At 37.2% G+C, this 26,114-nt stretch carries 17 protein-coding genes; 7 read left to right on the forward strand and 10 right to left on the reverse strand.

Going from position 1 to position 26,114, the window contains the following annotated elements:
- The first annotated feature begins 47 nt into the window (after positions 1-47).
- Positions 48-1,232, forward strand: a complete 1,185-nt coding sequence (locus RM545_RS04475) for a Pycsar system effector family protein (RefSeq protein WP_311494122.1) — start codon at positions 48-50, stop codon at positions 1,230-1,232.
- On the opposite strand, the gene RM545_RS04480 is transcribed toward RM545_RS04475, so the two are convergent.
- Positions 1,224-3,593 carry a GAF domain-containing protein gene (locus tag RM545_RS04480; RefSeq protein WP_311494123.1) on the reverse strand — a complete coding sequence of 790 codons (2,370 nt, stop codon included), beginning with the start codon at positions 3,591-3,593 and terminating at the stop codon, positions 1,224-1,226. The two genes, RM545_RS04475 and RM545_RS04480, sit on opposite strands and share 9 nt — an antisense overlap.
- A 150-nt stretch (positions 3,594-3,743) precedes the next feature.
- On the opposite strand from RM545_RS04480, the gene RM545_RS04485 reads away from it, so the two are divergent.
- A complete protein-coding gene (locus RM545_RS04485) occupies positions 3,744-4,862 on the forward strand; it encodes a redoxin domain-containing protein (protein WP_311494124.1) in 1,119 nt (372 codons plus the stop codon).
- Between the two features lie 375 nt (positions 4,863-5,237).
- On the opposite strand, the gene RM545_RS04490 is transcribed toward RM545_RS04485, so the two are convergent.
- Positions 5,238-5,918 (reverse strand): SIMPL domain-containing protein, encoded by a 681-nt coding sequence (locus tag RM545_RS04490; RefSeq protein WP_311494125.1) that lies wholly within the window; start codon positions 5,916-5,918, stop codon positions 5,238-5,240.
- Positions 5,919-5,942: 24 nt separating this feature from the next.
- Entirely contained in the window at positions 5,943-6,590 is a 648-nt protein-coding gene (locus tag RM545_RS04495) for a rhomboid family intramembrane serine protease (RefSeq protein ID WP_311494126.1), read from the reverse strand.
- Between the two features lie 52 nt (positions 6,591-6,642).
- Here RM545_RS04495 and RM545_RS04500 point away from each other — a divergent pair, with 52 nt between their 5' ends.
- Complete coding sequence (locus tag RM545_RS04500) at positions 6,643-7,548, forward strand: lysophospholipid acyltransferase family protein (RefSeq protein WP_311494127.1); 906 nt, start codon at positions 6,643-6,645, stop codon at positions 7,546-7,548.
- On the opposite strand, the gene glmM is transcribed toward RM545_RS04500, so the two are convergent.
- Entirely contained in the window at positions 7,549-8,934 is a 1,386-nt protein-coding gene (gene glmM / locus RM545_RS04505) for a phosphoglucosamine mutase (protein ID WP_311494128.1), read from the reverse strand.
- Between the two features lie 112 nt (positions 8,935-9,046).
- Here glmM and RM545_RS04510 point away from each other — a divergent pair, with 112 nt between their 5' ends.
- Complete coding sequence (locus RM545_RS04510) at positions 9,047-9,643, forward strand: acyl carrier protein phosphodiesterase (protein ID WP_311494129.1); 597 nt, start codon at positions 9,047-9,049, stop codon at positions 9,641-9,643.
- 165 nt (positions 9,644-9,808) lie between these two features.
- Here RM545_RS04510 and RM545_RS04515 read toward each other — a convergent pair whose 3' ends face one another.
- The 6 genes from RM545_RS04515 to RM545_RS04540 all read right to left on the reverse strand — a co-directional run bounded on the left by RM545_RS04515 (position 9,809) and on the right by RM545_RS04540 (position 19,124).
- Positions 9,809-10,846 carry a M12 family metallopeptidase gene (locus RM545_RS04515; RefSeq protein WP_311494130.1) on the reverse strand — a complete coding sequence of 346 codons (1,038 nt, stop codon included), beginning with the start codon at positions 10,844-10,846 and terminating at the stop codon, positions 9,809-9,811.
- A 446-nt stretch (positions 10,847-11,292) separates the two neighbouring features.
- Positions 11,293-12,840 carry a hypothetical protein gene (locus RM545_RS04520; RefSeq protein ID WP_311494131.1) on the reverse strand — a complete coding sequence of 516 codons (1,548 nt, stop codon included), beginning with the start codon at positions 12,838-12,840 and terminating at the stop codon, positions 11,293-11,295.
- 133 nt (positions 12,841-12,973) lie between these two features.
- Entirely contained in the window at positions 12,974-14,467 is a 1,494-nt protein-coding gene (locus RM545_RS04525) for a hypothetical protein (protein ID WP_311494132.1), read from the reverse strand.
- A gap of 174 nt (positions 14,468-14,641) precedes the next feature.
- A complete protein-coding gene (locus tag RM545_RS04530; protein WP_311494133.1) occupies positions 14,642-16,246 on the reverse strand; it encodes a hypothetical protein in 1,605 nt (534 codons plus the stop codon).
- An 86-nt stretch (positions 16,247-16,332) separates the two neighbouring features.
- Positions 16,333-17,838: a hypothetical protein gene (locus RM545_RS04535; RefSeq protein ID WP_311494134.1), complete on the reverse strand. Its 1,506-nt coding sequence runs from the start codon at positions 17,836-17,838 to the stop codon at positions 16,333-16,335.
- Between the two features lie 269 nt (positions 17,839-18,107).
- Positions 18,108-19,124: a LuxR C-terminal-related transcriptional regulator gene (locus RM545_RS04540; protein WP_311494135.1), complete on the reverse strand. Its 1,017-nt coding sequence runs from the start codon at positions 19,122-19,124 to the stop codon at positions 18,108-18,110.
- A gap of 436 nt (positions 19,125-19,560) precedes the next feature.
- On the opposite strand from RM545_RS04540, the gene uvrA reads away from it, so the two are divergent.
- The 3 genes from uvrA to RM545_RS04555 all read left to right on the forward strand — a co-directional run bounded on the left by uvrA (position 19,561) and on the right by RM545_RS04555 (position 25,980).
- Positions 19,561-22,392, forward strand: a complete 2,832-nt coding sequence (gene uvrA, locus RM545_RS04545) for an excinuclease ABC subunit UvrA (RefSeq protein ID WP_311494136.1) — start codon at positions 19,561-19,563, stop codon at positions 22,390-22,392.
- 13 nt (positions 22,393-22,405) lie between these two features.
- Entirely contained in the window at positions 22,406-23,095 is a 690-nt protein-coding gene (locus tag RM545_RS04550) for an LOG family protein (RefSeq protein ID WP_311494137.1), read from the forward strand.
- 77 nt (positions 23,096-23,172) lie between these two features.
- The gene (locus tag RM545_RS04555) at positions 23,173-25,980 is read left to right on the forward strand and encodes a gluzincin family metallopeptidase (protein WP_311494138.1); all 2,808 of its coding nucleotides are present in this window, start codon (positions 23,173-23,175) and stop codon (positions 25,978-25,980) included.
- Positions 25,981-26,114: the final 134 nt, after the last annotated feature.

Here is a 26,114-nt window from a genome sequence, read left to right on the forward strand (position 1 = left end):
TTGGTAATATTTTTGTAATTTGGCAAGAAAATTTAAGTCTCCGCTATATGAACAACCTCATTGAGAAAGCAGATAAATTTGTACAAGATCTTTTTAAAGAAGAGCTTCCAAACACCTTTATTTATCATAACTACAAGCATACAGAGCGTGTAGTTAAAAGTACTAAAGAAATAGTGGATAATTCTCAAATTAATGTTAAAGAAGAAGAGGCGCTCATACTGGCAGCCTGGCTTCACGACACGGGCTATACTAAAACCTATCACGGACATGAAGAAGAAAGCGTTAAGCTTGCCACTGGTTTTCTTAAGGAAAATAATGCTACCGAGGATCTTATAGATGAAGTGGCCAGGTTAATAAAAGCTACGAAATTTGAAAACAGCCCTCAAACTGAAGCTGAGAAGATTATACGGGATGCAGATTCTTCTCATTTCGCAAAAGATTACTTTGAAGATGCCAGCGAATTTCTAAGACAGGAACTCCAGCTTCATAATATCAAAAATTTTACCGGGGAAGAATGGATTCAGGAAAACATACACCTTTTTACAGAAAAGCATCAGTATTACACAGAGTATGCACGGGAAAACTGGAAACCTGTAAAGGAAGAAAACCTGCTGGAACTAATTGAAGACCAGAAAAAAAGGCAGAAAAAACTTCAGAAAGAGGAAAATAAGGCCAGGCTCAAGGCTCAGTATAAAAATGATAATCCAGAGCGTAGTATTCAAACAATGTTCCGGGTTACTCTTAGAAACCACATCAAATTAAGTGACATTGCCGATACTAAAGCTAACATCCTTTTATCTGTTAATGCAATTATCATTTCCCTGGCTCTTGCCAACCTTATCCCAAAACTGGACGCAGCCTCTAATAAACACCTCCTTATCCCGAGTCTGATCCTGATTCTCTTTAGCGTTGCATCTATCATCCTTTCGATAATGTCTACGAGACCAAATGTAACCAGTGGAGAGTTCACCAAAGAACAGGTTGAAAACAAGGAAGTAAACCTACTGTTTTTTGGCAATTTTCATAAAATGCCTTTTGAACAATTCCGGTGGGGAATGCAGGAAATGATTAAAGACAAAGATTTTGTGTACGAATCCCTGATGCTGGATTTACACCTCCTGGGAAAGGTCCTGCATCGCAAATATTTTCTACTGAGACTTACCTATACCGTTTTTATGGTAGGTATTATTGTTTCAGTAATAAGTTTTGTAGTAGGTTTCTACTTAATGTAATTCCTGCATCAGGTTTTCGTAAGTAATGTTCTCCTCTTCCGGGTTGTCTCCGGTAGAGTATAAAACATTTACCCTAATCGCCTTCAAGCCAACTACGCCCTGCACATCCTGCAACTCGAGCAATTCCACTTCTTCTCCTACGTAATTTTTCGCCTGGAGATATTTAATATATCTCAAGTATTCTCTTTCGTCGCTTCTTTGCGAATAAATTATTGCAATCTTACCTTTTTGAGTAATTCTTTCTTCGGTATCCTTGATGTAAGCTTTATCAATTCTCTTTTTAATTATCTCATAACGCGCATTGTAGGTGCCGTCTACATCAAATTTCTTTTCATCCATTCGATATCTTATAGACATGGTACTGTTATAAACCAAAATTAAAGAAGCTGCATCCAGTTTTACTGGAGTAGTTTCCTGTAACTTATAGAAGCGGTTTTCCATTTCGCACATTGTGCTTAGTTGCCATAACCTCAAATTGTAAAGGTAAATTTTATTGAAGGGCTTATTATTAGCCATTGAAGCTCCAATATAAATGTTATGGTCTACGCCATCGGTCTTATAGCGCTCAAAGTAATGAGGATAGATTTTTTGAGCCTGAACCTGCTTTCTATCAATGTAACGGGACATCGTCCTGTTTACATGTTGGACGGTGGTGTCATATTTTTTCCTTTCGTCATAAACAAGACCGGTGTCTGGGTTCAGCATAGATTCGTACTCCTCCACCTTCTGTTTTAGCTCATTGGATTGCTTCCTCAAATGAGTCATTGTTGGGTTAACCTCCTTCTCAAGCAAATTAAAGACTTTCTGCTCACTGGAAGCGTTTAAGCTTTCTTCAAGCTCCTGCTTAAATTCTGAAATACGGAATCCCACCTGTTCATAAATAGAAAGTTCTTCTATTTCAGAACCCATTCTTATTATTTCCAGAATAAAATTTAACTGAGTTAAAAGATCTTTCTGAATTGCAGTATTTCTTGCTTCCGAAGAAGCTACGATATCAATTTGACCATACAATGGATAAACATTTTTAAAGCTGATGTCTTTAAATGAAGCCAAACCATCATCATCCAGGTCCCTGATAAATTTTCTTGCTTCCCTCTCAAAAACCCAGAGAACACTAGGGTGAATAGAAGTACATTCACTCTGGATGATAGCTTTCACCCTATTTTCAAAATCTGAACGGTTTCGTTCTACCGCCGTCACTATATACGGTAAAATTTCGTCCAGCTTTAGAGCGTTTATACTGTGCAGCTCATTCTTCCTTTCGGAAACCAATTCGAGAATACCCAAGAGTCGGTTCTTTTTTGCTATTGGTGCCAGGATACAACTCTTAACATTGTTTGCCTTTAGGTTTTGAGAAAGCGAATTATTATTAGTCTTTCTGGCATAAGCATCTACATTGGAGATGGAAAAATAGCTATGTCCCTCGACCAGCTTTTTATAAGCTTCATCACACAAGCCTTCATCACTGTCCAGTGAAGTCCTGCCGTTTAAAAGAAAGCTGCTGGTATCATCACTCTCCAAAGGTTCAAAACTCTTTTCTGAAGTATCAAAGACTGTAAAACCAACTTTTAAATCCGGGATTTTATAAATTGAACGAAATATTCCCTCCAGGCTTTTAAGTTCATCCTTCTGTGATGATTCATTATACAAAAGCGTGGTTTTAAGCTTAGAGATTGCATCGTCTACCGTAACATCTGTAAGATTAACAATGGTGAAACCTTTAAAAACATAACTTCTTGGAGGAAATTTCTTTTTCCAGAGATCAATATCATCAATATTCTGGATAAGAAGATCTACATCTTCCTGAGTGATTTCAGGTGCATTTTCTTTTGGAAAAATTTCTACAAAGTCGCCATTTATTGCAATTCGGTAATGTCTTGAAACACCATTTTCATCGGGTATGTCATAGTATAAAGGGCGCGAAAAATCAATATCATATCCGTACTCTTCCTTCAGGATATTTATACAGGCATTAATATAATGTGCATCTTCATCAATATCCCTCGTCTCCAGCACAAAATCATCGCCGGCCATTTCAAGGATATTTTTTAATCTACTGGAAGCGTTAAAAAGGATATTATGATAAGGTATAGATGCCGCTTTAATCTCATTATTTGTAAGGACCGTAGGAAAAAGATCATTAAGCAAAACCTTTATGGGTTCCTCATACTTTTCGAGGTCACCAGCATCCTCAATTCCTTCAGTAAGTTCAGGAAATTGGGAAATATACTCCATTACGCTCTCAATATATTTATTGGCAATTTTGTTATGCTCCTTTTTTATTTCAGCTTCATATTGCTCAAATACTTTGTGAAAACTTATCTTAATCTCTAAGGGAAAATCTTCCAGTTGTTCCTTCATAATGCTTTAATATACCGTAAAATTACCTGTTCTATATTTTGCTGAATATTCAGATGCCCTAAATTAACAATTATTAACAATATTTTATTAGAAATGCTAATTAGTGCCATAGTAGTTCCTTATTTTTGCTTCAAATAAAAATAATTTTTTATGCGGAATTTACTAATATTATTTGCTTGTATTCTTCTTATGGCTTCTTGTGGAGAAGAAGAAAAAGGATATTTTATAAGTGGAACTATTGAAGGTGTTGAAGATGGTACTAACGTGTATATTTCTGAAATTAGTAAGGAAACCGAAAGACCTGCAATAATAGACACAGTACAGGTTCAAAACGGCCAATTTCAGGCTGATCTTGAGGATAATGAATCTCCAAATATGGCTTTTATCTCCTTTGAGGGAATAGGAGGCAATATTATCTATATTTCTGAAAATGAAGAAATTAATATTGAAGCCTATAAGGACAGCTTAAGGAGTTCTAGGATTTCGGGAGGTAAAGAGAATCGCGCTTTAAACCAATATATGGATCATTTAAAGGAAGTGAACCGGAAGATACAAGCTGGTCGATCTGAAATGCAAAAAGCATATAATGCCAAAGATTCTTCTGCATTTGTGACTTTACAGGCCGCAGAACAGGAAATAAAAGATAATGACCAGGTTTCCAAGAAAAAAATCTTTGAGGAGAATAAAGATTCTTACGTATCGCTTATGATCCTGATGGACATGCTCAGCATGAAAATTTATCCTGTAAAAGAAATTCAGGAAATGTACAACGGTCTATCTGAAGACTTAAAAAACACAACCATTGGAAAAAGCCTTCAGGAAACCCTGGAACAACAGGCTACTGTTGCTATAGGAAGTAAAGCACCCGAATTTACAGCTCCTACTCCCGATGGATCTGAACTTTCCCTTTCAGACGCTATGGGAAAAGTGACAATTATCGACTTTTGGGCTGCATGGTGTAAACCATGTCGTGTAGAAAATCCAAACGTGGTAAAAATATATGATAAGTACCATGATCAGGGTCTAAATATTATTGGTGTTTCTCTTGATCGCCCCGGCCAAAAAGATAAATGGCTACAGGCTATTGAAGAGGATGGATTGGAATGGAATCACGTATCTCATCTGGAATTTTGGCAGGACCCTGTAGCACAACTTTACAACATAAAAGCAATTCCGGCAACTTTTATTCTTGATGAGAATGGTGTAATTGTAGATCGCGATCTACGTGGCGATGAACTTGAAGCAAGAGTTCAGGAATTACTGAATTAAATAAATGTAGACTGAAAATTGCCAATTATCGACTCGCTGTCATAGGATTGGCTTTTTTGAAACGTGAGTCGTAAAAACCCTTATAGGTTTAGCATCAGACCTCACAGATTTTGAAAATCTGTGAGGTCTTTTTTCTTAATAAAATATAAGCACAAACCTTATAGAACCTTCTAAATCAAAATGAAGCACGAAATTTGTTAATTTTCGACCTGCTAATGTGGAAAGCGACTGCGGAAGAAGTTGAATAGAATAGAAAATGACTTTCAGGAGTTTCTGAAAGTCATTTTTATTATTTAAGCAATGGGCTGAGTAATATAGAAGAGGACGAAAATTGCCATTTTCAAGCCTGCTCTTTACAACGCCTGGTTGGTTAATTTACTCTAGCAGAAAACCTACATTTACCCTTACAGTAATTTCCATTTCACCCGGCGCTATAGATTCCCGGCTACTTTCGACACTATCACCCATCATAGCCATCCTGTACATTGGCTGCGGATTGTTAACGGTACCTTCCGATATAAAAATTGCCTTTCCAATTTGCTGACCTAAGGGAGCCACAAGTTCTTCAGCTATCCTTTTGGCATCCAGAACTGCTTCTTTTCGAGCTTTGGACTCAAATTTTTCAGCTTCCGAAGATTTAAATTCAACACCATCAATCCTGTTAAGTCCTACTTCCAACAATCCCGACATTATCATCTCATAATCCTCAATATCTTCAAGAGTAATAGAAATGGCCTGATTTGCTGAAAAAGAGGATGTCTTTTCGTTATAATTATAAGACTTGTTTAATCTAATATAATCCGTATTAATATGTTTTTCGGGGATACCACTTTCCTTCAGAAACTTTATTATCGCATTTACAGCCTCGTCATTCTGTTTTTTAACAGCAGCGGCACTTTCCCCTTCGTGTTCTACACGGGATTTAATAATCACCTTATCTGGCACCACATTTACCGTACCCTCGCCGATCACATTGACCAGGTTAGAACTACTTTCCTGAGCCATAGATCCTGAAGCAATAAGAATTGCTATGAGGTAAAAAATTTTCTTAATCATTTTTTAGTCTTTAAATTGTTAAGTTTAAATTTTGCCCATTTTCTGCAATACAAATAAAATTACCAATGGTACAGCCAACAGGATAACCATAAGCAAATGACTTTGAAAAACCCATGGAGCCAGAACTAATGTGAGAAGATAGCCCCCGGCTGCACCACCAAAATGTGCATCGTGACCTATATTCCCAAACTGTTTTTTCATCCCCCAGATTGTGTAAAGCAAATATCCAATACCAAAGATGTAAGCAGGAATAGGTATAACAAAAAACAGTCCAAGCATCATATCCGGACGTAATAATATAGCAGAATAAAGTATACCCATCACAGCACCACTGGCTCCAACCGCCCTATAGTGGGGTTCGTGTTTATGAAAAATGTAAGAGAGTAAATTACCCAATATCAGGCTGGCGATATAAACCAGTATAAAACCTGTATTACCCAGACCATAGATCACAACGTTCGCAAAAAAATAGAGGGTAAGCATATTTACAAAGAGGTGGGTAGTGTTTACGTGCAGGAAGCCTGATGTCAATAATTGATATTTAGCGCCCCTCTGTATATCTCCAATATTAAATTTATATTTTTCAAAGAAAGCATCATCATTAAAACCCTTAAATGAAATAATCACATTTGCTGCAATTACTATGATAGTCACCAGACTCAAATCTCCCATATCTACTTAAGTTTAGTGTCAAATATACCATATATTTGCTGAAAACTTTTTTATGCACGCCCTGGTTTTTTGGTTGATTTATCCCCTTTTATGGATTATCTCGATACTACCGTTTAAGTTATTTTATGCGGTATCTGATGCTGTTTTCTTTTTAGTGTACCACATTATTGGCTACCGGAAAAAAGTAGTTGCTGAAAATCTGAAACTGGTTTTTCCGGAAAAAACTGAAGAAGAACGCTTTAGAATAAGAAAGAAGTTTTACTCTCACATGTGCGACATGTTTCTTGAAATGATTAAAACCCTTTCAATTTCTGAAAAGGAGCTTAGAAAACGTTTTAAATTCGTTAATCCTGAAGAAATTATTCGTCTTCAAAAGCAAGACAAAAGCATAATGATGATGTGCGGGCATTATGCCAGTTATGAATGGATGATAGCTTTACAGTTATACGGCTTAGATGTTATAGCTTATGGAATATATAAAAAAATAAAGAATCCTTACTTCGACAAACTGGTAAGGGATATTCGCGGAAGGTTTAATGGCGAACTTATTTCAACCACAAAAGCAACTATTACTATTACTAAGCACGAAAGCGAAAACAAACGTGCAATTTATGCGATGGTCGCAGACCAGTCTCCCAAACTGTTAAAATCAAAGTATTGGGCAGATTTTTTAAATATTAAAGCTCCAGTCTTTATTGGATCTGAAAAGCTGGCAAGAGAATTTAATATGGCGGTACTGTATCTTAATGTCGAAAAAGTATCAAGAGGGCATTACGTTGCCAACCTCGTCAATATTACAGATTCTGCAGCACAAGAACCTGCGCATCAAATTACGCGCACATATCTGGACCTATTGGAAAAACAAATACGAAAGAAACCGGAGTATTATCTTTGGACGCACAAGCGCTGGAAACACAGTCACAACCCTATTCCTGAAAATTCAAAAATAATTGATTGATCACGCAATTATATCCTGTATTTCCTTAATCATTTTTTGTGCAAGTTCGTCTGCCTCTTTCTGGCTTTTTGCCTCGGTATATATTCTGATTATTGGTTCTGTATTAGATTTTCTCAGATGAACCCAATTTTCAGGAAAATCAATTTTTACACCATCAACGGTAGATATCTCTTCATCTTTATGCCGCTTTTCTACTGACTTTAAAATCCCATCTACATCAAGGTCTGGCGTAAGTTCAATTTTATTTTTGCTCATAAAATATGACGGATATTCTTTCCGAAGGGCAGAAACAGTGATTTGCTTTTCTGCAAGATGCGTAAGGAATAAAGCTACTCCAACAAGACTATCTCTTCCGTAATGTGATTCAGGATAAATAATTCCGCCGTTTCCTTCACCGCCAATAATTGCCGAGGAATCCTTCATTAACTGGACAACGTTTACTTCTCCAACAGCACTTGCTTTGTATTCACCGTTGTGCTTGTTTGTTACATCCCTTAGAGCTCTTGAAGAAGACAGGTTACTTACGGTATTACCCTTTGTCTTACCCAAAACATAATCTGCACAAGCCACGAGTGTATATTCCTCACCAAACATCTCCCCTTTTTCATCTATAAAAGCGAGACGGTCCACATCTGGATCTACCACGATACCAAAATCAGCGTTCTCCTTTTTTACCAGTGCGCAGATATCTTCAAGATGTTCCTTTAATGGTTCAGGATTATGTGGGAAATGGCCATTAGGCTCACAATAAAGTTCTGTCACTTCTACACCAAGTTTCTTCAGCAGCTTGGGTATTGCAATTCCTCCGGTAGAATTTACGCCATCTACTACCACTTTAAATCCTGCTCCTTTGATCTTCTCCACATCTACAAGTTTAAGTCTTAAAACTTCTTCTATATGGATATCTATATAATCTTCTTTTTTGGTGATAGTTCCCAGATCATCTACTTCAGCAAAATCAAAAGATTCATTTTCTGCCAGATCCAATATTTTAGCTCCTTCTTTCCCATCGAGAAATTCTCCTTTACTATTCAGCAGTTTAAGTGCATTCCATTGCTTTGGATTATGGCTGGCTGTGAGAATAATTCCGCCGTCGGCTCCTTCCATTGGAACGGCAACTTCTACCGTGGGGGTGGTGGAAAGCCCAACATCAATAACATCTATACCTAATCCTGTAAGAGTGTTCATCGTTAATTCCTGAATCATTCTTCCGGAAATCCTGGCGTCCCTTCCAATCACTACCTTGAGTTTTTCTTTTTGGCTCCCACTTTTAAGCCAGGTACCATAAGCTGCGGCAAATTTTACAGTATCTATAGGGGTGAGATTTTCAGAAGTTTTTCCTCCTATTGTTCCTCTTATTCCCGAAATTGATTTGATTAAGCTCATGGTCTCACTTTTATAATTAATTTTTACGGCTCAAATATACAAGGCTCTTGCCCACACCTCCAAAACTTAACAAAATTTAAACAGTACAAGCTAAAATTTGTACCTTCAAAAAATGAATTATCTGGCACATGTTTATTTATCGGGAGATGATGACAATCTAAAAATTGGGAATTTTATAGCAGATTCTGTAAAAGGCAAAAAGTTCCTGAATTTCCCTGAGCCTATACAGAAGGGAATCGTGCTACACCGGGCGATAGATCATTATACGGATACGCATCCCATAGTAACAAAAAGTGTGACCAGGTTGTTTAGCCGGTACAGCCACTACAGCCGGGTGATTGTAGATATCCTTTACGATCATTTTCTGGCTAAAAACTGGAACCACTATTCCCAGCAACATCTGGAAGAATATACTGAAGAATTTTACGACCTCCTTAGGGAGAACAAAACTGTTCTGCCAAAAAGTGTTCAAAGGTTTATGCCTTATATGTTTCGCGATAATTGGCTTTTAAGCTATGCTAGTATAGACGGAATAACAAAAATCCTTTATCAGATGAATCATCGCACAAAGGGAAAATCACAGATGAACCTTGCAGTGGAAGAGTTGGAAATATATTACACTGAATTCCAGGAGGAATTTACCGAATTCTTTGCCGATCTCATTAGTTTTAGCAGTGAGAAAATTAAGGAGCTAAACCAGACTCAATAAAAATCCACAAAATTTTGTTAAAAAATACTTTAGACGAAATGCATTTGAAGCAGAAAGAGAAAGTGGGGAATTTCTTCACAACAGGTGAGGATTTTATACCTATAAAAAAATAAAAAGCCCCGCTGCATGCGAGGCTTTTTCTATTTGAAAAATAAAACGTTTCGTTTATACCCAATACCAGTTACTATCTACTAATTTAACTTTTCTCCAGCCAAATCTGGACCCGTAATACCATGAATCATTGTACCGCAGTACAGTTAATCCGCTTACAGTATAGTATTCACCATTAATATAATTGGGTTCCGAAGTTGTTGTTCCCGAACCGGATGGATACATACTTTCTATTCCCTGGATATCTCCCGAGGAAAGTTCTTGTCTTTGCACATAATATGCACCACCGTCGTTCTTGACAATTGTTGGCTCCCCATTTTTGGAAAACGAATAGGAACTGTACATCATAATTGAGTTGAAATCTAAGTTAGATGTAAATTCTTCTCCCTCGTATCCCATCTCCTCATAGGTAGAAAAATTATGCTCTCTTCCACTCTCGATATTGTCATATAAAATAGTAACGTGTCTATCCCGGTCTACACGGCTCTGTTCGTGCCACAGTCCGACAGCATGCCCTATCTCGTGGATAGTATTTCCTGTGCTACAGCCATCGGCAAGTGTTATTTCCTGCCTTCCTCCTACTCTTCCTATATAAGAAGAACAACCAGCTCCGGCGGTAAAATAGATATAATCTGATACTCCAGATCTTTCTACAAAATCCAGAGAAGTATTACTTTCCCAATGTTTTACAGCGTCATATACACGCTGCTGATTAGGTAAATTAGAATCTACCTGAAAATATACTGTATTATCTTTCCATAATCCGGAGGTTCTACCGGTACTTTTTTGGAGTGACTCCCCTTCCTGGTAAACAAGCTTCTTAGGTTGTACATTCGCCATGTCTTTAGGAAGGATTATATCTCCCTGATAAACATAAGACCCTTTAATCTCTTCCACAGGCAATTTCTGACCCGCAAAGTAAACTTGTGAGGTAGCACCTAACTGTTTCGGATAGGCTTTTTCTGTTAAATTTTGGTTAAAATCTTCGGTGATGGAGTTCGGGGTGGTGTTGTCAATTTCACTGATTGGATCTTCACTACAAGCTATCATTCCAAGCACTGGTAGCAAAAATAAAACTTTTAATTTTCTCATAAGGAGGTTTAGACTTTTGGGGATTCTTTTTCTATTCCCGATTAGTAATTTGTTTTTGATAATTTGCAAAGTCCATACCACAAGTAACCTTCAAATTGGCACTAGTACTTTAACAGCTAGATTCCTACAAGATCAACGAAAGATTTTTATTCCAATTAGGACGGTCCAATTTACGGAATTCAATTTCTTTTTTTTTCTATAAAAATATCTGTGTTTCAGGTACTCCCAACGCGATGCTAAAAAATGAACGACCTTTACTCAAAATGTATCTATACGAACATAAAGATTATTAGAACTAAAAAAAATTTTATGTAAATTTTAACAAAAAAGAAAGCCATTCAGAAAAATCTGAATGGCCTTCTCCATTGCTTCTCCCATAAATTGGAGAAGTCAATTAATCTTCTAAATAATTAGTCACCCCCCGGTTAAAAAATTATAGAAGATTATTATTCCAGGATATTGCAGAGATTAGCTCTCACCTCTACTTCCAGATCTGTATAACTGAAATCCCCTTCTACTGTTATTTGATATAAAGTGCTAGCTAAATCCGTATCAGTACATTTGATCACTTCGCCATTCACGAGAATCTCAATATTATCCATGCTATAACCTTCCTGTACAAAGAAGGTAGCTCCAACTACCAAATCTCCATCTTCTTCTACAGTGAATCTCAAGGTGCCAATAGCTGTATCATTGTAAATCCACTCAATCGGAAAATCGTTCGAAACTGTACCCTCAAACGTAGATGTTATACATCCAGTATCAGCCGTAGGAAGACATGGTTCAGGTTCCTCTGCTACCTCTTCACCACAATTGGGATCAGAATCATCAACACATCCGTCATTCTCGTCCATATTGTCAATGCCATCATTATCGCAATCAAACTCTCCATAGCCGACCGCATTCTCATCACATCTGTTCGCAACACCATCATCATCACAGTCTGCAGTAGGATCTGTATTCTCACAATCTTCTCCTCCACCGTTTCCGCCGCCAGTTTGACCGTCATCTTGTCCGCAACCTAAGAACACGTGCCAGTAATCAACTGTGGAATCATTTTCATCGGCATCAAGTAGGTCTTCTATTTCATTCCAGCTCAAGTATCCGGACTTAGTTATAGATCCATCTTCTATGTCTGAGTAATTACCTTCCCAATCGAGAAGAGTTACTTCATAATAGAGATATCCATCTTCTCCATCCTCACCAAGCATAGGTGCCGGAATAGTCATACAAACAGGTTCTGCATAGTAATCTCCATATTGATTAATGTCCGTCACAGGCATAGAATCTTCAATTAACAGTTCATCATCTGCACCTTCTATAACATACCAAAGATCAACACTGTAATTTGCTGTATAGTGCCTGCCATTTTCTGTACAATAGTTTGTAAAGAAGCATAATTCATAGAGTTCCCGTGGAATTATATCAAAAAACAAGTAGCCGTATTGATTTACTTCACGGTCATCGTAACAAAGCACCTCAACATCTACATACTTCTTCACTCCTGCTCCAAGATTAATGGTTATTGGGAGTGCATCTGTCACATAGCCGTTGTACTCTCCACTATCATCCTCATCTATTGGCGCAATCCAGATCATATTGTTGGAATCGTCATAAACAATAAATTCTTCGAGTTGATAAGTGCCCGGAGTTAGTTCAAGATCACCCGAATAATCGGTAAAATAATCCATTACACCGTCGTTGTTTAGATCGTCTGAAAGAACATCCAGGGTTACTGCGTCCATGGCCTCTCCGCCCATAGAAAGGACAACCATTACACTGGCCGGTGCAGCATCAGAACATTCCGGTACATCAGAAAAATGGTTTTTGGTCTGGGAACGGTTGTTCAAAAGATCATTCAAAGTCGCCCCAAAGGACAAAGTAGCTTTGTCTGTGCTTCCTTCTATAGCGGACTCTGATTCCTCTTTACTACAGGAAGTGAGAAGCAGAGCAATTGCCCCGATAAAGGTAAATATCAATTTAAAATTTCTCATAATAAAACGTTTTGGTTAACTAATAGAATGATATAGAAGATTTTCTATTCAGGGAAAGAGCACCTGTGAGTGCTCTTTCCCGAATAAAAATCCGGGAGAAAAATAAATTATCTTTATCTCTCCCCTATTGTATTTACTGCAAAATAAACTGTCCACAGGCAACTGGAAGTGTAGCCTCGTAGTCGTCATCATCTTCTGTTCCAGCTCCGTCAAGATCTACACTGAGACCATGCAAAACCGTTACTTTTTTGTCTAATGGCGTTACAAGCTCCAATTCAGCATTAGTTAAAGTGAAAGTTCTTTCATAGAAGTACATGCCCATACCCCAATTTGCTAATGGAAAATCCCCATCTCCCTGAACTAATGCCAGTTGTACAGGACCATAATATGGCGCTCCTTCTCCTATTTCTACAAAACCATTTCCGTTAGTATCATCGCCCATATCAGGACAGGTAGCATTATCTTCATTTGCATCAGTTCCATCTGTGAACCCATGAATATGCTGAGGATGTCTTTGACCTACCTCCATATTGTAAGCTAATACTGAAGTGTATAATATGTTTCCTTCAAGTCTCGCATAAGAAAAAGCTACTGCTCCAGAATCATTAAGTTCTTTTAAACAAGCTTTGTAGTTCATCGCTTCATCTTCGGGATCAGTAAAAATAGGTGGTGTATCTGTTTGTCCACATCCGTAGAAGAAGTGCAAATAATCCATATTATCTTCACCATCAAAGAAAGATCTTACTTCTGTATCAGTAATTACCCCACTACGGATTATTCTCTCTACAGTTTCATATTGATCTGTTTCCATGATTGTAATCTCAAAGTAATATTCATCATCACCTGCTCCATCAGGCAGTGCAAAACACACTGGTGCTGCAGAATATTCTCCATTTTCCATTACAACATCTGCTTCAACTCCATTGTAAATTTGGTTCGTGTTTTCACCATCTTCACGAAGCCATACGTCTACGCTATAAGAAGCCACGTAGTGTCTTCCGTTTGGTGGGCAGAAGTTTCCAAAGAGACAAAATTCTATTACTTCTTTACCTTCAAAGTCAAAAAACAAGTAGCCATATTGATTTACCTCACGGTCATCGTAACAAAGCACCTCAACATCTACATATTTCTTCACTCCTGCTCCAAGGTTAATAGTCATTGGAAGTGCATCTGTCACATATCCATTGAACTCTCCACTATCATCTTCATCTATTGGAGCAATCCAGATCATATTATTATCGTCGTCATAAACAATGAATTCTTCGAGTTGATAAGTACCTGGAGTCAATTCCAGATCAGCTGAATAATCGGTAAAATAGTCCATAACACCATCATTATCTAAATCGTCAGAAAGAACATCAAGGGTTACTGCGTCCATGTCTTCTCCGTCCATGGAAAGAACAACCATCACACTGGCCGGTGCAGCATCAGAACACTCCGGTACATCAGAAAAATGGCTCTTAGTTTGGGACCTATTGTTCAAAAGGTCATTTAGAGTCGCACCAAAGGATAAAGTGGCTTTCTCTGCGCTTCCTTCTACTGCAGACTCTGATTCCTCTTTACTACAAGAGGTTAAAAACATGGTCAATGCCAGGATTGACATCATTGTAATTTTAAGCTTTTTCATAATTAAAAAATTTTAGGTTAATATTTAGAATAGTTAATAAAAATATCCTTAAGATTTCTGGTCTTGATTTACAGAATTTTCCTTTCGGATATTAAGTGTTTATTACGTTTATCTTTTCATATTGAAGAAAAGGAAGCACTACCCGCAATTTCACGGTTAGCGATACGGTTTAATTTATTGACAGGTCACTGCATGGACCACAATCCAGAAATCTCCATCACCACTATAGGTGAGGTTATAGGTTTCCCCTGAAATTCCCGGCTCTTCGTCTGTATTGCCATACTGTCCCGGGGCAGTAGTCCATGGCTCTACATCATTTAAATAGATGTGGGTTTCACTCAAAGTCACACCGGGCTCTAAATCTATATCAACTTCGACATCTACTCCAGAAACTGTTATAGTTACAACACCGGCCTTATAACCATTAGAGGTGATGTTCCGGCCTGCGCCAGCATAGAGGTCAAAGTTGTAAGAACCATCTACTTCATCAAATTCCTCAGCCCAACCCCATCTTCCATTGGTAAGGCCAAGAGAAATGAAGGTATTATCACCAAACATAAAAGCTGTCTCACAATCGTCACCTGGTATTGCATAATCACAACCATCAGGAATTCCATTAGCGTCTTCATCAATGTCATCATCGCCACCTTCACACATGTCGCATCCGTCTGGTGTTCCGTCGTCATCAGAATCTATACGATCATCATATCCCGGACAAACATCATCATTATCAGGTACACAGTCTCCATCTAAATCACCTGGTCCTGCAGGACAATCACCGCCTCCTGGAGTATCATCACAATTGAAGAAAATGTGTAAATAATCTATACTAGCATCGTTAGTTCCAAGCAGGTCTTCTATATTTTCCCAGCTTAGATATCCATCTTCTACATAAGCACCATCTTCTATATTGCCATAATTTCCCGGCCAGTCAAGAAGAGTTAATCTATAATATAGGTACTCATCATCCGCTTCTTCTCCAAACTGAGGCATAGGTATCACCACACATAAAGGTTCAGCATAATAATCGTTACTATCATTATTTCCTGTAAAAGGTACGCTGGGAGTCGCACGAGGATATAGCTGAATATCATCTTCTCCATCTCGAATATACCAAAGCTCAAGGCTATAATTTGCAGTATAATGTCTGCCATTAGGTGTACAGTAATTTGCAAATAGGCAGAATTCTTTTAATTCTCTGGGTACAAGGTCAAAGAACAGATATCCATATTGATTAACTTCACGATCATCAAAACAAAGCACCTCAACATCTACATATTTCTTAACTCCGGGACCAAGATCAATAATCATGGGAAGAGGATTTATAACATAACCATTAAATTCCCCACTGTTATCATCGTCTATAGGAGCTATCCATATAATATTATCTTCCGAATCGTATACAACAAATTGCTCTAACACATATTGGTCTGGAGTTAATTCGAGATCAGCTGAATAATCAGTGAAATAATCCATAACACCATCATTATTGAGGTCATCAGAAAGTACTTCTAACCTAACTGCATCCATATCTTCTCCGTCCAAAGACAATACTACCATCACGTAGGCCGGAGCTGCATCAGAACATTCGGGAACATCAGAAAAGTGGTTCTTAGTCTGAGAACGATTGTTCAAAAGGTCATTTAAAGTTGCGCCAAAAGACAAGGTAGCTTTATTAGTGCTGCCATCTATAGCGGGTTCTGCTTCCTCCTGACTACAGGAGGTTAAAAACAACGCCAGTATAAAAATGGACGCCATCGTAATTTTAAACTTTTTCATAAATAAAAATGTTAGGTTAATATATTCAGAATGGTTAATAATTTTTTTTACCAAAGCTACATATGCCTTTTGTTTCTTCAGTTCAGTTAATATTGATAATCGTCAAAAAGAGGAGGACTGTCGCCCTCATTACAGCCTTCAAAAAAGTGGAGATAATTTAGATTATTTTCCCCCTCAAACAATCCTCTAATGTCATTATCTGTTATCACTCCGCTCCGGATTATCTCCTCCGTAGCGCCATATTCATCGGTTCCATAAATAGTTATTTCTACAAAAAATTCATCTGTACCGCTACCATCGGGTAGAAGCACACACAGAGGATCTGCTGAATACTCTCCGTCTATCATTGTGACCGGAGCGAAAAGATCATCGTAAAGCTGAGAACTAATTTCACCTTCAGAATAGCTCCATACATCAACACTATATGAAGCAACATAATGTCTTCCATTAGAGGTGCAGAAATTTCCGAAGAGACAAAATTCAATTAATTCTTTTTCCTGTAGATCAAAGAACGCGTAACCCATTTGCTGCACACTATCCGGTATACAGTTTCCATCGGAATCTGTTGGTGTTGGTATACAATCCCCTCCTCCCGGGCCGCAATTAAGAAAGAACTGAAGAAACCTAAGATCGTCATCCTCAGTTGATGTATCATCATCTGTATTTCTTAAAATCTCAATCATTTCCCAGGTGAGATATCCGCCCTGTACCACTTCTCCATCTTCTATATCTCCATAATTTTCAGGCCAATCCAACAGAGTTAATTGAAAGTATAAGTATTCTTCATCATCTGCTTCTCCATACTGTGGCGAGGGTATAATTACGCATACCGGTTTTGCATAAAATTCATTGTCTTCATTGCGGCCTAATTCAGGGGTGACGAGGGTTTCTTGTGGATATAGGAGAATGTCTTCTCCGGCATTTCTTACATAGAACAACTCCAGACTGTAATTTGCCATATAAACTTCCCCGTTTAGGCATAAATTAGCTGCTAAACAAAATTCATACAATCTGTTTGGAATCAAATCAAAAAATTGATATCCATATGTATTGGCCACTCGATCATCAAAGCATAATACTTCTACTTCAACATACTTTTTAACACCTGCAGTAAGATCAACAGTTATGGGAAGCAGATTATTAACGTATCCATAGTAGTTTCCTTCACCCTCCTCGTTTTTGGGAGCAATCCATAGTATTTCGTTATTTGTATCATAAATTATAAACTCCTCTAGCTGGTAATTATCTGGAAGCAATTCCAATTCTTCTGAATAATCGGTGTAAAACTCTGTATCTCCATCATTGTCTAAATCATCTGATAAAACATCAAGAATTATAGCAGGAAAATCCGCGCCATCTAAAGAAAGTGTGATATGAACCTTTGCTGGATCATTGTCTGAACATTCAGGAAAATCAGAGAAATCGTTTTCACCTCGGGAGCCAACATTAAGTAAATCTTGTAACGCTATTCCGAAGGTAAGAGTGGTCCTGTCAGAAGGTGTTGATTCAGTTTTAATTTCTTCCTCGTTACAAGAAAACAGGAAAACTAACAGAGCAGCAACACATAGTGGAAATAAGTTAAAGTTTTTCATAATTATATTTCTTCTAAATATGTATAGAGATAGCTTTAGTGCACATAACTTATCCTAAGGATATATTGTTCTTGTAAATCTGAGGCGATGTATTGGTTTAAAGAATAAGACTTAGAAGTAGGGGTGACTTTTCTTATCCTGATATAAATGTAGTCCTATTCAGACCTTGAAACAATGGGGGAAAACCCTCATATTTCGTTTTTCGTTTAATTTCTTTCTTTTTTAATAATTTATTTTATTAAACCCATGATTAAATCCTAAACCTGTTTTCAGGGCGCGCTTACTTCTATGAGATTGTGGTTTATTGCATAAATTATGCTCTCCAGCATAGTATCTGACTTTGTCTTTTTTATAATATTTGAACGGTGCTTTTCTATGGTCTTAGGAGAAATGAATAATGTACTGGAAATCTCTTTTGTTTTGTATCCTTTACATAGTAACTCTATTATTTCCTTTTCGCGTTTCGTAAAATTAAAATCACACAAGCTATTTTCCTCTACAGTGCAGTTTTCTACATCAGCGGATTTAACATTTATATTCTGGTCAGCAGAACCATCGGAACCTGAAAAATCTATCATAAGAATAAATTGATCATCCATTCCCTTTTTCAGCTTTGAGAAATTAACAAAAGCATTCCTTGCTTTATTGTTACTCAATAAAAGTGAAGTACGAACTGTTTCTCGCATATATTTACCTCTTGAAAAGTTTCTAAGACTTATCTCGAGTTTTGCTCTGTTCTCTATATCAACAAAATCTGTAAGTCTATGACTCTTGGATTTTAAAGGCCTAAAAATTTGTTTAAACTCATCGTTCATAGCCAGGATGTTATTCTGCTCCAGAAGCAGTACCGGCTTTGGCATGAAGTTGAACATTCCCATAAAACAATCCTTCCAATAATTGGAAAGAGAATTTTTCGAGTACACTTTGCTAATTATCCTTTTATATATAGTCTCCAATGGTGTGCCCTTTAAAAAAAAGCCGTCTGCAATCTTATCAAATTCCTTTATTATTTCGTTACCTGACTCGTTGGGTACTAATAAAAAAATCCAGCTCTTAACTAGAAAATGAGTAGATCTGAAATTTGAAACATTCCTAATGTCCTCTAAAAGGTTAAAAGCAGAACCATCTATAAAAATAAGATCAGGTAAAAGTTCTAATGCCATGCTGTATCCTACATGTACTGATTCAACATTTACCACATTAAAATAAGGACTTAATGATTCCTTCATCTCCAGAACCATTTCGTTATTTACTGAAATAAGAAGCAGTTGTTTTTTCTCACTCATACACATTATTATTACTGACCTCCATTTTAAAAAATTATGATATTTTTAATCATCCTAGATATTATGAGGTATCATTTAAGAATATATTAATTATGGGGGAGAATTATTATTAACATGACAATAGTCAAATATAGATCAAAATTAAAAATGCATCGAAAAAAAGAGGTAATATAATACTGACACTTAGTTCGTTAAGGAACAGGTCAAGCTTCTCATTTTAACAGTTCCACTACCTGATTTCACAGAAATTAAAGTTTCATTCACAAATCTTTAACCTCTATAGTTTTAGTTTCCATAGCATTTTCTAGAAAGATTTACCAAATGATTTATCTCAGAGAAGAGATTAGTAATTTTACATCTAAATTAACACTGCATAATTTAAGCTCCCTTTTTAATTAGCAACACTTTAAGTACCTTTGCCACCTTGAATAAATTTATGACGGAAAGCGAAGATAATATTGAGGTTTTAGGGGCAAGAGTCCATAATTTAAAGAATATTGATGTTAGCATTCCCCGGGAAAAATTGGTGGTAATAACAGGACTGTCAGGTTCTGGTAAATCTTCCCTGGCTTTTGATACAATTTATGCCGAAGGACAAAGAAGATATATCGAAACCTTTTCTGCTTATGCAAGACAGTTTCTTGGCGGACTGGAAAGACCAGATGTAGATAAAATAGAAGGTCTTTCTCCCGTTATTGCCATTGAACAGAAGACTACCAGCAAAAACCCCAGAAGTACAGTAGGTACAATTACAGAAATCTATGACTTCTTGAGACTACTTTTTGCCCGTGCCGCAGACGCTTACAGCTACAAGACAGGTGAAAAGATGGTGAGTTATACCGACTCCCAGATAAAGGATCTTATCATTAAAAAATTTAACGGCAAGAGAGTTAATATACTTGCGCCGGTAATAAGGTCCAGAAAAGGCCATTATCGCGAAAATTTTGAACAAATCTCCAAGCAAGGGTTTGTTAAGGTAAGAGTAGACGGTGAAGTTAGGGATATCGTGAAGGGGATGAAACTGGACCGATATAAGACCCACGATATTGAGATTATTATAGATCGGCTTCAGATCGACGATAAAACAGATGGACAGAAGCGACTTAGTGAAAGCATTAAGACTGCTATGTATCATGGTGATGATACGTTAATGATTCTTGACCATGAAACAAATGAAATTAGATATTTCAGCAGAAATTTGATGTGTCCTTCTACCGGAATATCTTATCCAAATCCTGAACCGAATACATTTAGTTTCAATTCGCCTAAAGGTGCTTGTCCCGACTGTAATGGAATTGGAACTCTTCACAAAGTCAATATCAGTAAAATTATTCCTGACGAAAAGAAATCTATAAAGAATGGAGCCCTCGCACCACACGGTCCTCAGAAAAAGAACTGGATCTTTTCGCAGCTTGAACTGATCGCCGAAAGATTTGACTTTAAACTTACAGATCCCGTTTCGAAAATTCCTAAGGAAGCTTTGGAAATGATTCTTTATGGAGGAAAAGAAAAGTTTTCTAAAGAATCGAAGACACTCGGGATTACCAGGGAATTTAAAATTGATTTTGAAGGAGTCGCGACTTTTATTGAGACTACGTACAATAACAATGACTCTACTTCCCTGAGACGATGGGCCAAAGAGTATATGGATAAAATAGAATGTCCTACCTGTCATGGTAGCCGTTTAAGAAGGGAATCTCTCTATTTTAAAGTAAATGATCAAAACATTGCTGAACTGGCTCAAAAAGATATTACAGATCTTGCAGAATGGTTTTCGGGACTCGAAGGCAAATTGACCGACAAGCAACAATTAATTGCAACCGAAGTCATTAAGGAGATAAGAACCAGACTTCAGTTTTTAACAGATGTGGGGTTAACATACCTTTCCCTAAACAGAGGATCAAAATCCCTTTCTGGTGGAGAAGCACAGAGGATAAGACTGGCTACACAAATTGGTTCGCAACTGGTGGGGGTTCTCTATATCTTGGATGAGCCAAGTATCGGTCTGCATCAGCGGGATAATGAAAAACTAATCAATTCTCTTGTTTCCCTTCGCGATCTGGGAAATACTGTTATTGTTGTAGAACACGATAAGGATATGATTGAAAGGGCAGATCATGTTATTGATATTGGCCCTTTGGCAGGAAAGAACGGTGGGGAAATAATTAGTGAGGGAACTCCTTCAGAAATTAAGAATCATGATACCTTAACAGCTTCTTATTTAAATGGCACGAAACAAATTGAAGTCCCAAAAGAACGGAGAAAGGGAAATGGAAAAAGTATTTCTTTAAAAGGCGCAACCGGGAATAATCTTAAAAATGTTTCTATTGATATTCCTTTAGGCAAAATGATTGCCGTTACCGGCGTTTCAGGTAGCGGGAAATCCACTCTTATCAACGAGACTTTGTACCCCATAATGAATGCTCATTATTTTAATGGTGTTAAGGTTCCAAAGCCATATAAAAGTATAAAGGGGCTTGAACATATCGATAAGGTAATAGATATTAACCAATCTCCGATCGGTAGAACCCCTCGCTCCAATCCCGCAACTTATACAGGTGTCTTTTCGGAAATCAGAAGTCTCTTTACAAAAACTCCTGAAGCTCAAATAAGAGGCTATAAACCGGGGCGCTTTAGCTTTAATGTAAAGGGTGGCAGATGTGAAACCTGCAAAGGCGGCGGATTAAGGGTAATCGAAATGAATTTTCTTCCAGATGTTTATGTAGAATGTGAGACCTGCCATGGCAAACGTTTTAATAGGGAGACCCTGGAGATAAGATACAAAGGCAAATCCATTGCTGATGTTCTTGAGATGACTATAAACGACGCTACTCAGTTTTTTGAGCCTATTCCTAAAATCTACAGAAAGTTAAAAACGATTAAGGATGTAGGGCTGGGTTATATTACATTGGGGCAGCAAAGCACCACCTTATCTGGAGGTGAAGCACAGCGTATAAAATTAGCTACAGAACTTTCCAAGAGAGATACAGGAAATACCTTTTACATTCTTGATGAACCCACAACAGGACTACACTTTGAAGATATTCGTGTACTAATGGATGTACTTAACAGACTGGCAAACAAAGGAAATACTGTTTTAATCATAGAACATAATATGGACGTCATAAAAATGACGGACTTCATTATTGATATAGGTTATGAAGGTGGTAAAAATGGAGGTAAAGTAATTGCCACAGGAACTCCGGAGGAAGTAGCTAAACATAAAACAAGCTATACTGCTAAATTTCTTAAAAAAGAATTGCAATAAAACATAATTATATATGAGAGCAAAGCAAGGCAATAAAGCCTGGAATGAAATCAAAACGAACGACTCCTGGGCAATTTTTAAGATAATGGGAGAGTTTGTAAATGGATACGAAAAGTTGAGTCAGATTGGTCCCTGCGTCTCTATTTTCGGATCGGCACGAACAAAACCCGATCAAAAATATTATAAACTGGCTGAAAGTATTGCTACCAAAATTGTAGATCACGGTTACGGCGTTATAACCGGTGGCGGCCCCGGAATAATGGAAGGAGGAAATAAAGGTGCTCATCTTGGTGGGGGAACTTCTGTTGGGTTAAATATTGATCTTCCTTTCGAGCAACATGATAATCCTTATATAGACAATGACAAGAGTTTGGATTTCGACTATTTTTTTGTAAGAAAAGTAATGTTCGTAAAATACTCTCAGGGTTTCGTAGTAATGCCGGGGGGATTTGGAACGCTGGATGAGCTTTTCGAAGCAGTTACTCTTATTCAAACCCATAAAATTGATAAATTTCCAATTATTCTTGTTGGAAGAGATTTCTGGGGGGGCCTCGTAGACTGGATTCAGACTACATTATGTGATAGCTTTCAAAATATAAGCACCGCTGATATAGATCTTGTACAGGTCGTAGATACAGAAGATGAAGTAATTGAAGCATTGGACAAATTCTATGATGAGTACAATTTAAGCCCAAATTTCTAGTTACTAATATGTATTCATGTAAAACAAACTTTAATTACTTTAGTTCAAATATCCTTACCTAAATTTTCTATAATCCTTTGAAGCACTTTTTCTTCTTAATCCTCCTTTTTGCCTTAACTTCAGTTAGTTTTGGACAACATTCTATTTCAGTTGAAGCTAAACTGGACGAAAAGGTAGATTCCATATATATTCAACAGGTAATTGAATATGAAAATCAAAGCAATGAGCCTCTTACGCAAATTTATCTGAATGACTGGATAAATGCTTTTAGCAGTAAAAGTAGTTTCCTGGGAAAGAGATTTTCAGAAGAATTTGTAAGGAGATTTCATTTTGCCGGGGAAGAAGAACGTGGCGGAACAAAAATTTATTCCTTTACGAACAACAATACTCCTTTAATTTGGGAGAGACTTGCTGGCCGTGTCGATATTATTAAAATCTCCCTTTCCAAACCTCTTCCCCCCGGAGAAAAACAGACTATTAATCTTAATTACGCGATTAAAGTCCCTCAGGACAAGTTTACCCGGTACGGCAAAGACAGTGAAGGAAACTATAAGCTTAGATACTGGTACATTACACCTGCTGTCCATGATGGCAGCTGGAAAATTTACAGTCATCAAAATTTGGATCTGGATTATACACCGCCAGCAGATATTGAATTATTGCTGAATATCCCCATAGATTATTATGCCGCCTCAGCACTTAATATGCTGGAGATCCACAATAAAAATGAAAGGAAGACAGTGAGATTTATAGGCGAAGATAGGATTGAGTCTAAGCTTTACCTAACCAAAACTTATATCTTTGAGAATATATATGCCCATTCACATGAAATAATTACAAATCTTAAGGATGACAATCTTCAGACTGAAGTAAAGGAAATTATTCTTGGCCGAATTTTAAAATTCCTAAATGAACGACTGGGGGAATATCCTCACAACCACATTTTTGTAACACAGGAAGATTACCTTAATAGTCCAATGTATGGGTTAAACCAGTTACCTGGTTTCATCAGACCTTTTCCTGATGGTTTTCAGTACGATATTAAGCAATTCAAGACTATAACTAATAATTATTTAAAGAACACACTTTTATTTGATCCACGTAAAGACCAATGGGTAAATGATGCTATCCTCGTTTCGCTTATAATGGATTATGTCGATAACTACTATCCAAAAATGAAGCTCATTGGTAATTTGAGTGATATTATTGGAATACGTTGGTTTCATGCTGCCGATTTAGAATTTAATGATCAGTATCAGTTAATGTACATGAATGCCGCCAGATTAAATTTTGACCAGCCACTGGCTACCCGTCAGGACTCGTTAGTCAAATTCAATAAAAATATAGCTAATGCCTATAAGGCTGGAGTTGGTCTGAGGTACCTGGAAGATTATTTGGGATCAGATGCTGTGAAAGAATCTATTTCTCAATTCTATAGCAATTATAAACTTCAGCCTACCTCACAGGAAAAGTTCGGGCAAATTCTAAAAAATAATGCTTCAAAAGATATTTCCTGGTTTTTTGAAGATTATGTTCAAACCAACGGGAAAATAGATTTCTCAATTAAAAAGGTTAAAAAACAGGATGACTCTCTGGTCGTTACTGTCAGAAACAGGCGGGATAACAACATGCCTGTTTCTGTATATGGAATAAACGACGGTAAAGTAGTCTCCAAAACTTGGGTTGAGGAAATTGATAAATTAAAAGAAGTCACCATACCCCGAAAAGATGTAGAGCGCGTGGCTGTAAATTATGAGCAGAAGATTCCGGAGATCAATCAGCGTAATAACTTTAAAGCAGTTACTACAATTTTCGATAAGCCTCTACAATTCCGATTGCTTCAGGATGTGGAAGACCCAAAGTACAATCAGTTGTTTTTTATGCCGGAGTTTGATTACAATCTTTATGACGGAATTTCTATTGGCCCTAAGCTCTACAATGAAACCTTTTTAAATAAAAATTTTAATTTTAAAATATCGCCAAAATATGGCTTTAACAGTAAGACCATTGTAGGATCGGCTTCCTTTTCTTATACACACCAGTATGAAAATGCAGAACTTTATGCTGTAAGATATGGTATTAGCGGCACACGCTTTTCGTATGGATATGATCTTTTTTACGAGAAATTTTCTCCTTTCCTCACGTTTTCCTATCGTAATAAATATCTCCGTAGCAACGAGAGACAATTCCTTATGATTAGAAATATCAATGTAAAACGAGACGTTGACCTGGACAACCCGGTCGAGCAGCCTGACTATAATGTGTTCAATGTAAATTACACCTATAGCAACCCCAATGTGGTAAACTATTACAGGGGGTCTTTTGACTACCAGCTCGCCGAAAAATTCAGTAAAATATCTCTGAGCCTTGAATACCGTAAGCTGTTTAAAAACAACCGACAAGTAAATCTCAGGCTTTTTGCAGGAACATTTCTTTATAATGACAGTCGCGATCACGACTATTTTAGTTTTGCTTTAGATCGTCCTACAGATTACCTCTTCGACTATAATTACTACGGAAGAAGCCAGGGGACGGGTCTTTTTAGCCAGCAAATAATTCCGGCTGAAGGTGGTTTTAAATCTCAGTTACAGCCGGAATTTGCGAATCAGTGGATCACAACTTTTAATGCAAGTACCAATATCTGGAAATGGGTGTATGTGTATGGAGACCTCGGAATGATAAAAAACCAATATGAAACTCCGGCATTTCTTTATGATACAGGAGTAAGAGTAAACCTGGTAGCTGACTATTTCGAGTTGTTCTTTCCTGTATATTCCAATCTAGGCTGGGAAATAGCACAACCTTCCTACGATCAAAAGATTCGATTTATTGTTTCCCTGGATATCAATACACTTCTAGGCTTATTTACGAGAAGATGGTATTAGGTTTAATTTCACCATTACCCATTTCATAATTCTCAGGCTCAAGGCTCTTAATTTCGTGTTAATTTATCTAAATGTAAAATTTAGTTACTTTGAATAAGAAATATTCAATAAAATTGAAAATTAATGAATTGTTT

The organism is Autumnicola lenta, assembly GCF_031846515.1.
Classification (GTDB): Bacteria; Bacteroidota; Bacteroidia; order Flavobacteriales; family Flavobacteriaceae; genus Autumnicola; species Autumnicola lenta.

Excerpts from the sequence above, each read along its gene's own strand:
- RM545_RS04480 (WP_311494123.1), bottom strand. The coding sequence starts at position 3,593 with ATGAAGGAACAACTGGAAGATTTTCCCTTAGAGATTAAGATAAGTTTT.
- RM545_RS04540 (WP_311494135.1), bottom strand. The coding sequence starts at position 19,124 with ATGAGTGAGAAAAAACAACTGCTTCTTATTTCAGTAAATAACGAAATG.
- RM545_RS04515 (WP_311494130.1), bottom strand. The coding sequence starts at position 10,846 with ATGAGAAAATTAAAAGTTTTATTTTTGCTACCAGTGCTTGGAATGATA.
- glmM (WP_311494128.1), bottom strand. The coding sequence starts at position 8,934 with ATGAGCTTAATCAAATCAATTTCGGGAATAAGAGGAACAATAGGAGGA.
- RM545_RS04485 (WP_311494124.1), top strand. The coding sequence starts at position 3,744 with ATGCGGAATTTACTAATATTATTTGCTTGTATTCTTCTTATGGCTTCT.
- uvrA (WP_311494136.1), top strand. The coding sequence starts at position 19,561 with ATGACGGAAAGCGAAGATAATATTGAGGTTTTAGGGGCAAGAGTCCAT.
- RM545_RS04525 (WP_311494132.1), bottom strand. The coding sequence starts at position 14,467 with ATGAAAAAGCTTAAAATTACAATGATGTCAATCCTGGCATTGACCATG.
- RM545_RS04495 (WP_311494126.1), bottom strand. The coding sequence starts at position 6,590 with ATGGGAGATTTGAGTCTGGTGACTATCATAGTAATTGCAGCAAATGTG.
- RM545_RS04520 (WP_311494131.1), bottom strand. The coding sequence starts at position 12,840 with ATGAGAAATTTTAAATTGATATTTACCTTTATCGGGGCAATTGCTCTG.
- RM545_RS04500 (WP_311494127.1), top strand. The coding sequence starts at position 6,643 with ATGCACGCCCTGGTTTTTTGGTTGATTTATCCCCTTTTATGGATTATC.
- RM545_RS04535 (WP_311494134.1), bottom strand. The coding sequence starts at position 17,838 with ATGAAAAACTTTAACTTATTTCCACTATGTGTTGCTGCTCTGTTAGTT.
- RM545_RS04550 (WP_311494137.1), top strand. The coding sequence starts at position 22,406 with ATGAGAGCAAAGCAAGGCAATAAAGCCTGGAATGAAATCAAAACGAAC.
- RM545_RS04490 (WP_311494125.1), bottom strand. The coding sequence starts at position 5,918 with ATGATTAAGAAAATTTTTTACCTCATAGCAATTCTTATTGCTTCAGGA.
- RM545_RS04530 (WP_311494133.1), bottom strand. The coding sequence starts at position 16,246 with ATGAAAAAGTTTAAAATTACGATGGCGTCCATTTTTATACTGGCGTTG.
- RM545_RS04475 (WP_311494122.1), top strand. The coding sequence starts at position 48 with ATGAACAACCTCATTGAGAAAGCAGATAAATTTGTACAAGATCTTTTT.
- RM545_RS04510 (WP_311494129.1), top strand. The coding sequence starts at position 9,047 with ATGAATTATCTGGCACATGTTTATTTATCGGGAGATGATGACAATCTA.